This window comes from Acaryochloris marina S15, from assembly GCF_018336915.1.
Classification (GTDB): domain Bacteria; phylum Cyanobacteriota; class Cyanobacteriia; order Thermosynechococcales; family Thermosynechococcaceae; genus Acaryochloris; species Acaryochloris marina_A.
In genome coordinates, this window is the sequence record NZ_CP064923.1 from 366,249 (window position 1) to 381,555 (window position 15,307).

Genomic DNA, 15,307 nt, shown 5'->3' on the forward strand with positions numbered 1-15,307 from the left:
ATTCTAAATGGATCTAGAGCAGTGTGATTTTAGACTGATATGAAGCAGATTGTGCGTCCGGTAATTTGCGGGTAATTCCACGAGTATCTAGTATTGCCGTTGATTGATCTACTAACTGAGCATAGTCAACAGCTGAATGGTCTGTAGCAATAATCACTAGATCATACTGACTCAAGGTTGTGTTTTCTAGATCAATAGATTGCATCTGATGCCCTTCAATAGTGATCACTGGCACAAAGGGATCATGATAATCCAAGTTCACGTGATCCCGTAGAAGGAGTTTAACGATGTCAATAGAAGGAGATTCACGCCAATCTCCTAAGTCTTTTTTATATGAAACCCCCATAATTAGCACCTTCGCTTTTGATGGGGCTATTCCTATATGATTCAAGGTGCGTAGGGTTTTTTCTCTGACAAATTCGGGCATCCGCCGATTGATTTCTCCGGCTAAAGCAATGAAGTGAGTTTCAAAATTAAACTCCTTAGCCTTCCACTCAAGATAATGTGGATCAATGGGAATACAGTGCCCACCAACGCCTGGCCCGGGATAGAAGGGCATAATTCCAAAAGGCTTGGTGTTAGCGGCATCCAGTACTTCCCAAACATTTAGATCCATGCGATCACATAGCATAGCCAATTCATTGACTAGGGCAATATTGACCGCCCTAAAGGTATTCTCAAAAACTTTGACTAGCTCAGCAGCTTTCGCACTACTAACGGGAACTACGTGATCAATGGTTTGCTGATAAAAAAGGGTGGCGATTTCTAGAGAAACAGGGTCAGATGCACCAACAACCTTATTGGTATTCTTAGTGGTATAACGTTGGTTGCCTGGATCAACACGTTCAGGCGAGTGGCCTAAGAAAAAATCTTGACCCTGCTTTAAACCGCTAGCCTCCAATACAGGTTTAATAACTTCATCTGTCGTTCCAGGGTAAGTCGTTGATTCTAGGGTAATTAATTGACCTGAGCGCAACTCTGGCGCTATTCCCTGGGTCACACTCTCGATATAGGAGAGGTTTGGAGTCATATTTTTTGACAACGGTGTTGGCACACAAATTACTAATACATCCATGTGTGAAACCTTATCAAAGCCACAGATGGCCTTGAGCTTACCGCTGGCAACTACTGCTGCTAACTCATCAGAATCAACATCATTAATGTAATTCTTAGCTGCATTCACAGCATCGGCACGATCAGGATTCTGTTCTATCCCAATCACATGAAATCCTACTTTGGCCTTTTCGACAGCAAATGGTAACCCTACATACCCCAGACCTATTACTCCAACAACTGCTGTACGGTCAAGAATTTTTGTTTTTAAGTGATTAAATAAATTATCAGACACGATGGGGAAATGACTCTAGAAGGAACTCATTGTAAAATTCTAGGCAGATGCTCATTCAAGTGTTTATATCACATAACGATATTGATACATTCTCTGTGGTAAGTCCTCTAGACATCACATTAGTGAGGTTTTAGCTTACTTGATAGCTAAGAACCACATGATTTCAAAGAGCTCAAAGTAGAGGGCATGGTCTACAACGTTTTCATATCGTGATGAACGCCTAATGACCTTATAAGTTCCCTGTGGCTTATGGACCCTGAACCATTAATTACTTTCCAGTTGATCCGTCGACATCTACAGAAATAATACTAACGAGGAGAAACAGGCATTTTGGTTTGATATCCAGGTACTAACTTCTGGAGTAAAGACCGAATTTCCATTGAATCGTTAATAGATGCAGATTGTAGTAGATCAGCAACACTTTGCAATAGGTGGCTGGGAATATTTTTGCTAGCGTTTTTGACCACTAGCAACTTTTCATGTCCAGTCTTTCGATACTCTTCATCGGGCAGAAATAACTCTTCAAAAAGTTTTTCGCCTGGCCGCAAACCTGTGTAAGAGATTTCTATATCCTTTCCGACCTGGTAACCCGATAGGCAAATAAGATCCTTCGCTAAATCTACGATTTTTACAGGTTCACCCATATTCAGCATCAATATCTCCCCACCAGGGCTCATAACCACTGCTTGGAGGACTAATTGAACTGCTTCTGGGATAGTCATAAAATATCGACAGATGTCTGGGTGAGTGACTGTGACAGGTCCACCAGCCGCAATCTGTCGTTTGAATGTGGGAATCACACTCCCTCTACTTCCCAGAACATTACCAAATCGAACTACGACAAAGGGAAGTCCGCTGGTTTGGGCTGCTTTTAGCACGATCATCTCAGCAATACGCTTGCTAGCTCCCATCACATTGGTAGGGTTGACGGCTTTGTCCGTAGAAATCATGACAAAATGCTGCACACCAAATTCAACTGCCAAATCAGTTAATGCTTTGGTCCCTAAGACATTATTGGTGATAGCTTCAGGCGCATTATTTTCCATCAGAGGCACATGCTTGTGGGCTGCCGCATGAAATACGACTTCTGGCTGATACTCTTCAAAGGCAAATCGTAAGCGAGAAGGGTGTCTCAGATCTGCAATAAAAGGTCTAAGCTTAGGCATTGATACATCAGTTTCTGCAATGCCTTGATGATTTTGGTATGCAGCCTGATATTGAAGAAGTTCTTGCTGTATCTGAAACACAGAGTTTTCTCCATGTCCCAGCAAAATAAGTTCTGACGGTGCACAGCGCAAAATTTGTCGACAGAGTTCGCTGCCAATAGATCCGCCGGCTCCAGTCACTAATACTCGTCGACCCCTAAGGAGCTGGCGAACTCCTTGTATATCTGTCTGGATAGGGGCACGACGGAGAAGATCTTCAATCTGCACTTCTCGAATGCTATTTTGTAAGTCGTGCTGACCTACTAACACATCTTGTAACGCGGGTAAGGTTAAAGTCTCAACCCCAGTCATCTGACACAATGCAACGATATCTCGTAGGTTTTGGCCTGATAGAGAGGGCATGGCAATAATCACAGTCTGAATATGCCAAGATTTAATAGTATCTGGGATAACATTCCGATTCCCAACGACTGGTAATCCTCGGATCCTCAAATTTAATTTGGCAGGGTTGTCATCGACAAAAGCGATAGGCAGTAATCCAATATGGGGGCTTCGTTCCAGCTCCTGGACGAGCGCAACTCCTGCATTGCCCGCTCCTACAACTAATGCTCGCTTCCTCAAGTCTCTGCGTTCAGATGTTTCATTTTGGCGCTTTCTCCGTTCTATAGCCCGGACACTAAACCTTATACCGCCAATGATCAATAAGGTGAGCAGACCGTCAAGAAATGGCAAAGATCGTGGCAAAGATAAAATGGAAAGCGATTTTAGAACTGCAAACGCTAAAGTCTGCAAAATAACCGATGAGCCTGTAAGTACAGCAACATTACTCAGCTCATCAATGCTTGCATAACGCCAGTAATGTTTGTAAAAACCACCCGATAAAAAAACAGTTAGCTTAATCACCATAAATAACAAGGTGACCAGTAGTAAATCGGCTTGGTATCGTTCAAAAGTCAGGATAAATCCCAGTGCGCTATCTAAGCGCAAGCTCAAGGCAAAAAGTGGGATAAATGAAAAGGCAATGACATCAACAAGCAAAAAGTGGCGATTTCTGAGATGCAGGCAGTAATTTCCTAACCTATCGATCATTGAGGTAAACCTTAAGAGGGAAAGTCTCGGTGCTACTTCAGTAGACTGAATATTAAGGCGATGGGTTTCTTGTAGTGCATTTTCGAGGCTACTTTGGGCAAAAAGCTATTCTCTCCTGAATATAAAAGTTCACAAAGATTATACTGGATTCTTAATTATTTTTCTCAGGACAATACAATGGCTCGGCTGACTAAACTGAAGCTGTGATTGAAGGAGGTAGATAAGTAAATCTAGATGAAACTAAATGCATAAAATAACTCTATCAATGCAATTAGATTTAGAAATATATAGAGAATATTTTTTCAACGAAACCACTTGAGAATGGTCAATCATATATGAGAACATAAGCCCACCAATGAGTATCAGCTTGTTGATATAAAAGAGTACCTCAGAAACTAGATTGATTTAAAAGTTGAAGGGCTTGCAACTACTGCAGTGCAATACGGGTTACCTATAACACTCATATATTTAATCAGAATTAATTTACCGAGATAATCATAATCGCATGATGGTTATTTATGGTTTGCCAGAGTTAAGTTGAGAATAAAATGAATAGCTAGCGTATTAAAAATATATTTTGAGCTATAGCTACATTATCCTGCATGGTTTTATCTCACCCCAAACACGTGTCTCAGTCTATTGAAAATACCAAATCATTTTTAATGTTATTTTAATTGCACTTACTCCTATCCCGACAAAAGAATGAATAGGGTGGCCAACTTGCATAATCTTTGCATGATGAATGTTTTTGAGCTGCTAGTCATATACAATCTTGAAACGGAAAGGGAGTAAGCAGGAATCTCTCAACTTTGGCCTATTAGTTAATCTCCAAGCCACGACTCATCTTGCTGATGAATAGTTGGGTGTTGATGAAGCAAGAAGATTTCGTCTTGCAATTTTGGAGGGATTATATCTATCCTACATTCAGCAGGCTAGCTAGCAGAGCAGATAATATTTTTTACAGCCCTTCCCAAGGAACGGCAAGATAAGTTGCTGCCTGCTGTTGAGCTTGATGAGATGCTTGGCACCATCAAGCCAAACTAAATGGACGGCCTGAAAGCATTGGAGAATCCAACGTAACGTAGGTTTCATAGTTTGTTTCCCCTTCTGATTAGGGAGAGTTGTTTGTACTTGTTCTAGTGCATTTCTTAACTGTCGTTGTCCTAAGCTGTAGACCATCAAACACAAGGCCATGATCATGGCTAAGGCAGCGATACGCCGAGGTGTCTTCAGGAAAACACTAGAGGCAAAGAAGAGTGGATCTTTGATAAAGCGAAAGCCTCCTTCACACGCCTGCTGGTTCTTATACTCGCGCAGAATATCATCATTGCTCCATTGCTCTTGTTCCAAGAGATTGGTGGCTAAGATGAAACGACCTGCTTGCCGCCGATAGCGTTCGATGACTGGCTCATTGAGGGTTAAGGTAGCCTCAATAGAATAGGTGTAGTGAGTCACAACCGTTGCTTTTGTCGGTCGTCCAGCCTTTGAATAATGAGGTTTTTTGTGGATTTTGAGATCGTCAAGGGTGTGATACCTGAGGATTTTGCCAAAATCTTGGGCTGCAGCTAAAGCATCTGCAGGGCACAAGAAGGTCTGTTTGCAGAGGGTTTTAAGTGCAGTAGTTTTTTGGCTAAACGCCTGATCAATCCGCTTTTGCACTTGTTTGAGTCCAGAGTCTCTGCGAGCTTTACTTTCAACCACCAGCCACCGTTGTTGAATCTCTCCATAGGTACTACATACTTCGACAAAGCTATAGCCGTTGAGAGCACTGGGGTGAAACTGTGAACCCGGCAGCCCTTGTAATAAGTCTTGGGCTGCCGTTGAACTTGCTGGAACTCGGCTAATCCAAGATGTACTTCCTAATGCTTGCAGATTGTCGGCACTGTAGAGGGCACTATCAGCAACAATCACCTCTGGCTGTTGCTGACTCCACTGTTGCTTAAATTCATGGATGATAGGCACAAACGTACTTTTGTCCGCATCATTACCGTTGCCCACTTGTAAAAATAAAGGAATACCCCCGTCCCCACTCACCAGTAGGTTCAATACAAACTGCTTGAGATCACGACGATTGTCCCGTGAGTAGCCGTAGGTGATTTTCACGGGTATCGGCTCCTCTGATTCAGCCAGTGCAGGGGAGGGGGACTCAGGTGCAGAGGGGGATTCGTCTGACGCCTCAACCTGTGGTTTATCTAAGTATTGCCCCTCAACACTAAGGCTTGTCGCATCTAGATGCGCACACCTTAGAGCTACATCGAATTTCTGAACGACTGCCATTGCCACATGGATAAATATCTGGGTCACACCATAGGCATAGAGCTTGTCGAGGACTCGACCGATACGGGTATCGTTGAGGTGCTCTGGCAGTACACCTTGACCGAGTAAGTGCTCGGTTGCTTTGCTTTCGAAAAACTCACTAAATAAGTACAATGGAGCACTCAAAAAGCCCATACCATTTAGAATCAGGGCTTTGACAACTTGACCACAACTAACATTCTCTTGCTCGTGAGTACCTAATAATCGATCCACTATTTCGACAATGCCGATCTCATCGACGATACCGGCAATAATACCGAGATGGTCAATATCCTGAACGTCTATCTCTTGAGGTGAATACATGGACTTGCGTTGAGAGACAACCTCAAAATTATCCCTTGATGGTTAGTACCTGCTGAATGTCGGATCTATATCGGATGACCTACCTCTACTTAGAAGATCCCAACTCATCCTCGAATCTAAATCTGCTGCATTTGCCTGGAAGGGAAGTCTGACACTATGATTTGTTGATTTCTTGGTCTTAGAGATATTCTGGCTTTCACAATGCTTGAGCTAGTGAAAATGATATCTATAAAGATGTGCAAGAGCTAGAGATTAACAGTTAGCTGGGCAAATATCTATCAAAAAGCTTGTCAGAATGCCAGCCTGGGGCCAGTAATCAAGCCTTCTCAGAAGGGTAGGCACGTATTGACAGCCAAAGAGGCGCTAGTATTTGTCGATACTAGCGCCTCTTCATCAAATTTGAAAGAGTATTAGTTGGACAGTGTAGGGATCCATAATCAATTTGAGAAGAATAAACACTCAAATTTTTAAGTAGGATTTTAGAGCTGTCCAACTGTTAGACTTTCGATCAAAATTTACTGCCAAGCTGTTTGAGCCGACTTGCCTGCGAGGAACACTTAGATCCGGTAAGTGATAACCAGATTACAGGACAATGCTGACTTGCAAACTGCTAGATCTTACTCAGCAGGTGAAGCTTCAGGGGAAGCTTCAGCTTCGGGAGAAGCCTCGGGGCTAGGAGACTCAGATGCGCTATCTGAGCAGGCACCCAAAAGGGTTGAAAAGCCAAGTAGAACGGCTAAAGCGGTTAGTTTGATTTTCATTTGTTTCTTAACTCCTCACAGTGGAATTGATAAAAAAGAGCCACTTACTTGTATCAAGACTACGTTGAATTTGCAACTTGTGCAGTTCAAAGCAGGATCATAGAAACATAGTAGTATGCGTCAGATGCTGGATTTGAGTGATAAAGATAGATTGTCCAGGTTTCTTCAAAATCTGTCAATCTATCTTTATGTTTTTGACTATATTGACATTTAGTGATATATCCGGTTTGTTGATTGATTAACAGCATTCTTAGTCGCTGTTAGTTTCTAGTTGAATAGACCTTTGTTTGTTATGTAAGTACTCAAATACGCTTTTGTCACCAATATCTGGAGGAATGGGCTTCACAATTTTCCTAGATGCAAAAATCATAAAAAGTACTGCCCAAGAACCTAACAGTACTTTTTCACCCATGAGAGGTAGCCAGTTGAGCCAATGTCCCAATAGCAATATAGGAACAACACCGGTCAGCAGCTTGGTCTCTCCATGATTGAAGCAAAAGGCTTCTTTAAAGAACACTCCAGTGAGTGCAACAAATAGCCAGCCTACACCAAAGAGATGGAGTGGCTGAGTATAAATGCTAGAGATGAGGGGAGAGGCTTGTGTGATGGCAATATAGATTGCAACTGAAAAGCCAATAGCCCAAAAAATCTGTAGGGTTCGATGTAAGACACTCATGTAGATGTGAATGGTGGCTAAACTAACCCCGATTGCCACCGCAAAGCACATAAATAAACTCGTCAGCCATGACAAAACATAAGGTTGAGGGCCTAAAAGTAGAAACAGGATAGATCCGAGGGCAAAGCTAGAAGCTGCAATTAGCAGTGCTCCACGATAAATTACGACTTCTGTCCGATCGTCTTTAGAAATCGTAAATTCCCCAAAGTGGCCTTGATAAATGTCTGAGGTTGCTTCAAGGACAGAAAACATATGTTAACTCCTGACTACTGAGGTTAGTATTCAAAGTTTTTTATCAGTACGTTTGGATGACTTAATCGACTATTGTAGCGGGTGTCTGTTATTGGGGCTTTTGAGTTCAACTGAGGGAACTGTCGGTGGCAAGAATTACTGATTGAGGTGGAGCTGTACCTGATCCCCTACCTTGCTATTCAAGATTTGATGCGCGGATCCCTTGGGGAGGGCTATTTCAAGCCATCCATGGCTACCAATCAGTGCTTTTAAGGTTGGATGATCTGCAGCCGTAGTGTAAGAGGTTGCACTGTGAATGCGATGCTGACCAATCTGTAGGCTCCAAGAGGAGTTTTGAATCTCGCTTGCCGGAATGTTGGTAATTATATTGCCGAAATAGTCAATAGCTTGAATATTGCCTGTGCCCCCATTGTGAGTGGGTTCCCAGGCATAAAGATTAGGTAGAGTTGCCAGTGACGAAACGGATAGCGTGGGGCCCAGGGCTTGAAGGGATAGACCTTGAGCTAAATAAGCAGCGGCTGGAGCAAAAATATCTCTGCCATGGAAGGTGTTGCTAGGTTGTTTTGAGTACCAATATTGGCTGTTCGTCAGTTCAACGACTGAGATCGCATCGTCATACATCAGTACATGGCTAAATAAGCCATTGTCCGGGCCAATGAGTATGCTTGAAGGCATTTGGATAGCAATGGCTCGTCGATGGCTACCTACGCCTGGGTCAACGACTGCAACATGGATTGTGCCTGGCGGGAAATGTTGATAGGCATTGCCGAGCTGGAAACTACCAAAAGCAATATTGTGAGGGGGGACTTGATGGGTTAAATCAATGATGTGAGCCTGGGGATGAATGCCAGCGATAACGCCTTTCATGATGCCGACATAGACGTCTTCTAGGCCAAAGTCTGTGAGGAGAGTGATTATTGGTGTTGACGACGAAATTGGCTGGCGAGGTGGATATAACATTTCCCTGGATAAGGATAGGAGAGCCTTGGATATATGCAAAAACGAGCTGCTACAGAAAAGTGAACAGCTCGTTTATTAAATTCTACAAGTGTGTTAGAGAGTGCAGCTCTATGCGGGATAGACGCTGACTTTTTTGCGGGATTTACCTTTGCGCTCAAAGGTCACAACGCCATCAACTGTGGCAAATAAAGTGTCGTCACTACCGCGACCAACATTGTTACCAGGATGAACCTTGGTGCCTCGTTGGCGAATAATGATGTTGCCTGCACGGACCACTTCACCGCCGTAGCGCTTAACTCCTAAACGCTGAGAGTTAGAGTCCCGTCCGTTGCGGGTACTACCAGTTCCTTTCTTATGAGCCATAATTTCCTCGTGAATGCTTCAGGGTAAGATTTGAGATTATTGGGAATGACTAGTCTGCAACGACTTCTGCTTCAACAGCCACTGCTTCTTCACTAGTTTTGGATTTCTTGGCTTTTGTTTCGCCAATGGCTTTGCCATCTAGGTGAATTGCATCCACCATTAATCGGGTCAATTCTTGACGATGCCCACGCTTCTTTCGCGTTTTCTTCTTAGGCTGCATCTTGTAAACGATAATCTTGCGATCTCGGCGATGCTGCATCACCGTCACTTCAACGGTGGCCCCTTTGACTAAGGGCTGACCAACTGTGACCTCGTTTCCATCATGGACGAGTAACACTTGGTCAAGGGATAGCTTTGTATCTGCATCGTTTGCTAGACGATCAACGTCATAAAATCGACCAGGTTCAACTTTTAACTGTTTTCCACCCGCTTCGATAATTGCAAAAGTCATTTGATTTGAGCCTCAATAAGCCGTACAGGTATCTGATCCTCTTTCTGTGCTTGAGCATCAGCGTTTAGGGCATGGACCTGATCCGAGCTGAACAAAAGTATGCCGAATATCTAGTATTCAAAATTTTAGGGTAGATTGTCAACTGCTAATCGCAAAGACAACCTTAGTCACTCAGAGGGGGGGGTGAAAGGATAAGGGCAGGCGTTCTGCATGTCCCCAAAATGCCTCTAAATCATAGTATTCCCGCTGTTCTGGCATTAGCACATGCGAAATCACGTCGCCATAGTCTAGCAAGACCCATGTACCTTCAGCTTTCCCTTCTTGACGAATGGGGAGCCTATTGCAACTGTCTTCCGCAGATTTCTCCATGGAGTCAGTAATCGCTCTGACCTGGGTGCGAGAAAAGCCCGTGACGATCACAAAATAATCGGCAATAAAAGAGACATCCGCAACCTGCAACACCACAATGTCGCTACCTTTGCGGTCATCAGCTGATTCAGCCAAACATAAAGCTAAGGTTTGGGCTAGGTCTTGCGAATTGGATAAGGGAGTATTCAGGGTTGGTTGTCCAGAAGAATGAGAAACCAAAAGATTGAAAAGTTATAGAGCTATCTTCTACACCTTAACTTAGGAAATTTGAGTTGAATGTCAAGATTGCTGAACCTCAAGATGATGTGTCTTTATGATTGAATTTCCAGCCAAGCCCAATTTCGAGTGAGTACCATACGAGGGTGAATTAGTCGTTGGGTTTTCACTAAGTGTTTCAGAGTTAGATCACAGACTAGTGCTACGGCATGGTGAAGATTCTGGTAACTCATCTCGCGGGCGACCTGTACTTTGGGCCGATCGCCCCGTCCTGGTTCTAAACTATCGGCGAGAAAGATCACACAGCTCAAATCGCTCATCTGGGGCTGACCCAGGGTATGGTTGCTGATGGCAGCTAGAATGTCAGAATCTTTAATACCAAAGGTTTCTTGGGCTACTACAGCACTGACTTGGGCATGTAACAAGTGAGGATTGGCTTCGTCAATAGAATCAATGGGAAGCTGGTGTTTTTGGGCAAGCTCCAAGAGTTGCTTTGGAGGGAAATACTTTGCCAAATCATGCATTAGACCTGCCCTTGCGGCTTGTTCTTGATCCAGCTGATGCCGCTGAGCCAAGTCTCGGGCCATGGTTTCGACTCTCAGAATATGTTGAATTCGGATCTCTGGGACATTCTTCCTGAGCCATTGGAGAACATTATTTCTGTCCCAAGGAGCAAGATGAGGTTTCACGGATGTCATGGTTTCAGATCAATGGCTTATATCAAACTTGATTCAGGATCATAGTCCTGGCGGACCCAATCATATTGAACCTATAGAAAATTCACCTCATTTCAATCCTAATTGGAGAGTGGGGCTGTAGCGAAAAAGCCTTGGTAGTTATACCAAGGCTCGTCAAATATTTGTCTAGAGAGGTTGATGCACTCTCAAACTCAAGTCATTGTGTGGCTTAGCGGAATTGATCGGGCTGTAATTTCAATCCTTTGCTGTTGTTTCGGGTGCGATTCTGCTGTTTTGTGATGGGTACTCCTTTACGGAAGGCTTTGCCGGTGCCCCCATCTGTGGGGTCAAGATGAGGTCTGAGATTCATCCCTGCCCTAAACTGTGCGCCACTTTGGGGACGATTCCGTTTGCCAAAGAGTGAGCGACCAATATTAACAATTTGTCCTAAGGAATCATTGCCGCCATTGCCAGCGAAAGTATTGACCCCTTGAGTGGCTTCGCCACTGTTGGCAACGGTTAGATTATCAAACACGGCATTGCGAGTTGTGGTTGCATCTTGCCCCCGAGGAACAGTGAATACGATGCGGCAGCTTTGATCTGCTTCGGATGTGGCACAAACGGTGTTATAGCCATTCTCTGTTCCCGTTTGTAGCTCCAGCAAACCGTCAGGACGATATTCTTCTAATCGTCGGGCAATTTCTTGGCAACGAAGTTCGGGGGTCCAACCTCCTCCCATTTCAGCCGGCACTGCCCAAGCAAATGCTTCATTAGGACGGCTTTTGGGGTTGTACATGACGGTATAGTCACCGCCGGTATATTGGCAGAAAAAGCGAGTGCTAGAGGTAATATCTGGAGTGTCAGTCGGGATATCTGCGTCTGAGTTGTCGGGATCGACTCGCCCGCTGGTATCGGGATCAACTTCAGGGATATCGTCGACTGAGCTGTCTTGAGCCAGACTGGGATTTAACCCGGTACTGAGGAGTGCGATCGCAATCCCCAAACTAGAGTGGGCTGCGATGCGAATTGCGCGTTGATCAACCCTCAAAGTCGCCATAGGAGTGCACCTCAAAATTCCTTAAAACAAGGACATCCAGATCTTCTGGAGCCCAAAAACACGAACGTGGGTAATCTGAATCAATAGCGATGACAACATTGCTTCAGATTTTTGATGTAAAACTTGATATATCCCGTAATGACCATTGGATGGTGACAATGTTCCACCCAGCATCAGGGAATGTCACAAAACTTTATTAATTATTGTAATTGTCGTATACTTCTAACGATCGATTCCACCGGAGCAAGGATAGCCCTTACATGACAGCAAAGGTAACGCCCAAGTCGGTCCCATTCCATTTTCTTGGCCCGCCCGGATCATTCAATCCAACCCTGCTGTTGTTCTTTGGTGCATTAGCACTTTTGCTAGGGTCGACCTACGCTCACTACCAGCTGTCTTTGCCAGGTTGGTGCACTTTTGTGGCAAATACCTTAGCCCTGCATTTTGCCGGCACAGTCATTCATGATGCCTGTCATAAAGTGGCTCACCACAATCGCATTGTTAATGCTGCTTTAGGTCATGGCAGTGCATTGATCTTAGGGTTTGCGTTTCCGGTATTTACGCGAGTCCATCTTCAGCACCATGCTGCTGTCAACGATCCTGATAACGATCCCGATCACTACGTGTCAACAGGTGGCCCCCTGTGGCTGATTGCGCCCCGCTTTTTCTACCATGAGGTCTTTTTCTTTAAACGTCGCCTATGGCGTAAGTTTGAGCTTCTAGAATGGTTCTTAAGCCGCCTATATCTTGTTACCTTGATTGTCTGTGCTTGTAAATTTGGCTTTATACACTACGTGCTGAATTTCTGGTTTGTGCCAGCACTCATTGTGGGAACGACTCTAGGATTCTTTTTTGACTATTTCCCCCATCGCCCATTTCATGAACGTAATCGATGGCGCAATGCCCGAGTTTATGCCAACCCCGTCTTGAACGTGTTGATTCTGGGGCAAAACTACCATCTAATCCATCACCTATGGCCTTCTATTCCCTGGTATAAGTGTGAACCTGCTTATCATGCAGTCAGGCCCCTACTGGACGAGAAAAACTGCCATCAACGAATTGGCATTTTCCAGCGCAAAGGATTTCTAGGATTTGTTTATGACTTCTTCTTAGGGGTTCGATTTGAACATACGGTTTCGACTGAAGCATTGGAAGGAATGGTTGACGCTACACAGACAGAATCAGAACTCCAGTTAGTGGAATCTGTATAGTTCTGAGAACTTAAGAAATTTCACCAAAAAAGTCTTTATCATCATCCTCTTCACCTTCCAAGAGACTCAGTAGAACCCCAGCGATGGGGATCGACAAAAATAAACCCACTAGTCCTGCTAATCGGCTCCCGATTAACAAAGCAAAAAATAGGACAACCGGGTTCATCTGTAGTGAGTTCTGCATGACTCGGGGCATCAAAATATTCTCTTCGATTTGTTGCAGGACAATGCAAGCGATCAGGATCTGCATGGCCCTCCATAACCCTTGAGGTAAGAGAACTAGGGAAATTGCCCCAATCCCTATCGTTGCCCCAATGCCTGGAATCATATCAAAGACGCCAGCAACGACCGCCAAAATTAGGGGGACTGGGACGCCCAGACTCAAAAAGACAAAAAAGCTGGATACTGCGAAAAATAACGCCAATAAAAAGCGTCCCCAGAAGAAACCTAGAAAATTGCGTTTCATGGCTAGCGTGAATCGGGCACGGGAGGCTTTTGGGAGCCCTCTGAGCAACCATTTCCAAATGCGACCGCCATCTAGCAGCATAAAAAAGCTAACGACTGCGATCAGGATGAGGTCGATTAAGTTGTTAACGATGCCTTGAATCACCCCGACACTAGAGCCAATGCTTTCGATGACCTGGTCTCGGAACTTAGCTTCAATCGCGCCAAAATCAATCTGGACATCGCGAGCGGCCAATATTTGTTCGGCTTCACGACTTAACTGTTCCATTGCGTTCAAGAATTCAGTGACGCTATTGACGAGCTCTTGACCCTGGGATAGAACCGCAAATAGGACAGTAATCAAGAGCCCAAACAGCAGTAGCAATCCCACCATAAATACAACAGTGGCGGCGACTCCATGAGGTAGAAATCTTCGTAACCATTGGGTTGGATAGTTGAGCAGAAATGCCAGGATTGCGGCAAAGATAAAAATCAGTAGAATGCCCTGAAAATAAGCAAAGACTTGCAATGTGGCCCAGCTTGCAGCAAATAAGAGCAAAAAACGAACTAGAACAGAGTTCGTTAAGCGATTCAAAAAGTATTTGCGATAGGGAGCAGGCATAGAGAACAGCAGGACGATCTACTCAACTATTGCACGATAGGCTGAGAAGTCGTTAAATCCTACATAAAAGACATCGGTTGAATCTTAGAGCGCTTCCAGCAGTTGTATGGACTGCAATCCTTCTCGGTAGGAGGGGTGGAGTAACTGTATCCCTAAGTCTGTTTTGATTTTGGCATTGCTGACACGTCGGCATTCTTGCCAAAAAGACTGAGCCATTGGACTCATCTGGACATCGCCATAGGCTAACGCAGGTGGGGGTGTAATGCCGAGTAATCGGCTGCCCTCTTCAATTAAAGTAATGGGTTCTGAAGGGAGATCATCCGCCACGTTATAGATGGAGTCGGGTTGGGGATGCTGCATTGATTTAAAGACGGTCTGAACGATGTCATCCACATGAATACGGCTGAAAACATGTCCGGGTTTGGAGATATTGCGAGCTGTGCCATTTCTAAGGCGATCTAGGATACTTCGACCTGGGCCGTAAATCCCTGGTAGACGGAAAATGTGGGTGGGGAGTGAAGACTGTAAAAATTGGGTTTCGGCGTTGACACGGTTTTGCGATCGCACCGACTTAGGATTGACAGGACTCGCTTCATCCACCCATGCGCCCTGGGAATCGCCGTAGACACCAGTGGTAGAAAGGTAACCAAACCACTGTAAGGGTAGCTTTTCTAAGGTTGAAAGCAGGTGCATCGCGACGGGATCATGGCCTTGTTTATCAGGAGGGATGCTACTTAGGACATGTGTAATGCCCTCATAGGCAGCGGCAGGGAGTAAGACAGGACCGGTATCTGGGGAATGGGCAAAAGGAAAAGCATATTGCCCGGCAAGATCACCCTTTCGATTGGTAACATGAACCCTAATGTTATCTTGGGTCAGCCGGTCTGCTAATCGCAGTCCTGTATATCCACAACCTAGAATGAGTACTTTCATATCAGTCATACATGCTCTCTGATGGGGAGACGAATATCCTAAGAACGAGTGGCTTAAGAGATTAACAATTGGCCTCTTGGGAGTGGCTCGTAG

14 protein-coding genes are annotated in these 15,307 nt (G+C 44.6%); 1 reads left to right on the plus strand and 13 read right to left on the minus strand.

From position 1 onward, the window contains the following. Window positions 1-13: 13 nt before the first annotated feature. The 11 genes from I1H34_RS02390 to I1H34_RS02440 form a co-directional block, all read right to left on the minus strand. A complete protein-coding gene (locus I1H34_RS02390; RefSeq protein WP_212664179.1) occupies window positions 14-1,348 on the minus strand; it encodes a nucleotide sugar dehydrogenase in 1,335 nt (444 codons plus the stop codon). A 308-nt stretch (window positions 1,349-1,656) separates the two neighbouring features. Continuing rightward, window positions 1,657-3,603 (minus strand): polysaccharide biosynthesis protein, encoded by a 1,947-nt coding sequence (locus I1H34_RS02395; protein ID WP_235107064.1) that lies wholly within the window; start codon window positions 3,601-3,603, stop codon window positions 1,657-1,659. 936 nt (window positions 3,604-4,539) lie between these two features. Next, window positions 4,540-6,222: an IS1634 family transposase gene (locus I1H34_RS02400; RefSeq protein ID WP_212661850.1), complete on the minus strand. Its 1,683-nt coding sequence runs from the start codon at window positions 6,220-6,222 to the stop codon at window positions 4,540-4,542. Between the two features lie 617 nt (window positions 6,223-6,839). Continuing rightward, window positions 6,840-6,983 carry a hypothetical protein gene (locus I1H34_RS02405; protein WP_010476813.1) on the minus strand — a complete coding sequence of 48 codons (144 nt, stop codon included), beginning with the start codon at window positions 6,981-6,983 and terminating at the stop codon, window positions 6,840-6,842. Between the two features lie 250 nt (window positions 6,984-7,233). Beyond that, window positions 7,234-7,911, minus strand: coding sequence for a DUF2301 domain-containing membrane protein (locus tag I1H34_RS02410; RefSeq protein WP_212664180.1), 678 nt, complete (start codon window positions 7,909-7,911; stop codon window positions 7,234-7,236). A gap of 135 nt (window positions 7,912-8,046) precedes the next feature. Beyond that, window positions 8,047-8,871, minus strand: coding sequence for an SAM hydrolase/SAM-dependent halogenase family protein (locus I1H34_RS02415; RefSeq protein WP_212664181.1), 825 nt, complete (start codon window positions 8,869-8,871; stop codon window positions 8,047-8,049). A gap of 108 nt (window positions 8,872-8,979) precedes the next feature. After that, entirely contained in the window at window positions 8,980-9,234 is a 255-nt protein-coding gene (gene rpmA / locus I1H34_RS02420) for a 50S ribosomal protein L27 (protein WP_212664182.1), read from the minus strand. Between the two features lie 49 nt (window positions 9,235-9,283). Further along, window positions 9,284-9,685 (minus strand): 50S ribosomal protein L21, encoded by a 402-nt coding sequence (gene rplU / locus I1H34_RS02425; protein WP_212664183.1) that lies wholly within the window; start codon window positions 9,683-9,685, stop codon window positions 9,284-9,286. A gap of 171 nt (window positions 9,686-9,856) precedes the next feature. Then, the gene (gene rsfS, locus I1H34_RS02430; protein WP_212664184.1) at window positions 9,857-10,273 is read right to left on the minus strand and encodes a ribosome silencing factor; all 417 of its coding nucleotides are present in this window, start codon (window positions 10,271-10,273) and stop codon (window positions 9,857-9,859) included. A gap of 92 nt (window positions 10,274-10,365) precedes the next feature. Then, the gene (yqeK, locus tag I1H34_RS02435) at window positions 10,366-10,968 is read right to left on the minus strand and encodes a bis(5'-nucleosyl)-tetraphosphatase (symmetrical) YqeK (RefSeq protein WP_212664185.1); all 603 of its coding nucleotides are present in this window, start codon (window positions 10,966-10,968) and stop codon (window positions 10,366-10,368) included. A 208-nt stretch (window positions 10,969-11,176) separates the two neighbouring features. Further along, a complete protein-coding gene (locus I1H34_RS02440) occupies window positions 11,177-12,004 on the minus strand; it encodes a COP23 domain-containing protein (RefSeq protein WP_212664186.1) in 828 nt (275 codons plus the stop codon). Window positions 12,005-12,264: 260 nt separating this feature from the next. On the opposite strand from I1H34_RS02440, the gene crtR reads away from it, so the two are divergent. After that, window positions 12,265-13,215, plus strand: coding sequence for a beta-carotene hydroxylase (gene crtR / locus I1H34_RS02445; protein WP_212664187.1), 951 nt, complete (start codon window positions 12,265-12,267; stop codon window positions 13,213-13,215). Between the two features lie 10 nt (window positions 13,216-13,225). Here crtR and I1H34_RS02450 read toward each other — a convergent pair whose 3' ends face one another. Together I1H34_RS02450 and I1H34_RS02455 are read right to left on the minus strand one after the other, a co-directional pair. Further along, window positions 13,226-14,281: an AI-2E family transporter gene (locus I1H34_RS02450; protein WP_212664188.1), complete on the minus strand. Its 1,056-nt coding sequence runs from the start codon at window positions 14,279-14,281 to the stop codon at window positions 13,226-13,228. 84 nt (window positions 14,282-14,365) lie between these two features. Continuing rightward, window positions 14,366-15,223, minus strand: a complete 858-nt coding sequence (locus tag I1H34_RS02455; protein WP_212664189.1) for an SDR family oxidoreductase — start codon at window positions 15,221-15,223, stop codon at window positions 14,366-14,368. Window positions 15,224-15,307: the final 84 nt, after the last annotated feature.

Excerpts from the sequence above, each read along its gene's own strand:
- I1H34_RS02395 (WP_235107064.1), bottom strand. The coding sequence starts at position 3,603 with ATGATCGATAGGTTAGGAAATTACTGCCTGCATCTCAGAAATCGCCAC.
- I1H34_RS02400 (WP_212661850.1), bottom strand. The coding sequence starts at position 6,222 with ATGTATTCACCTCAAGAGATAGACGTTCAGGATATTGACCATCTCGGT.
- I1H34_RS02405 (WP_010476813.1), bottom strand. The coding sequence starts at position 6,983 with ATGAAAATCAAACTAACCGCTTTAGCCGTTCTACTTGGCTTTTCAACC.
- I1H34_RS02410 (WP_212664180.1), bottom strand. The coding sequence starts at position 7,911 with ATGTTTTCTGTCCTTGAAGCAACCTCAGACATTTATCAAGGCCACTTT.
- I1H34_RS02415 (WP_212664181.1), bottom strand. The coding sequence starts at position 8,871 with ATGTTATATCCACCTCGCCAGCCAATTTCGTCGTCAACACCAATAATC.
- rpmA (WP_212664182.1), bottom strand. The coding sequence starts at position 9,234 with ATGGCTCATAAGAAAGGAACTGGTAGTACCCGCAACGGACGGGACTCT.
- rplU (WP_212664183.1), bottom strand. The coding sequence starts at position 9,685 with ATGACTTTTGCAATTATCGAAGCGGGTGGAAAACAGTTAAAAGTTGAA.
- yqeK (WP_212664185.1), bottom strand. The coding sequence starts at position 10,968 with ATGACATCCGTGAAACCTCATCTTGCTCCTTGGGACAGAAATAATGTT.
- I1H34_RS02440 (WP_212664186.1), bottom strand. The coding sequence starts at position 12,004 with ATGGCGACTTTGAGGGTTGATCAACGCGCAATTCGCATCGCAGCCCAC.
- crtR (WP_212664187.1), top strand. The coding sequence starts at position 12,265 with ATGACAGCAAAGGTAACGCCCAAGTCGGTCCCATTCCATTTTCTTGGC.
- I1H34_RS02450 (WP_212664188.1), bottom strand. The coding sequence starts at position 14,281 with ATGCCTGCTCCCTATCGCAAATACTTTTTGAATCGCTTAACGAACTCT.
- I1H34_RS02455 (WP_212664189.1), bottom strand. The coding sequence starts at position 15,223 with ATGACTGATATGAAAGTACTCATTCTAGGTTGTGGATATACAGGACTG.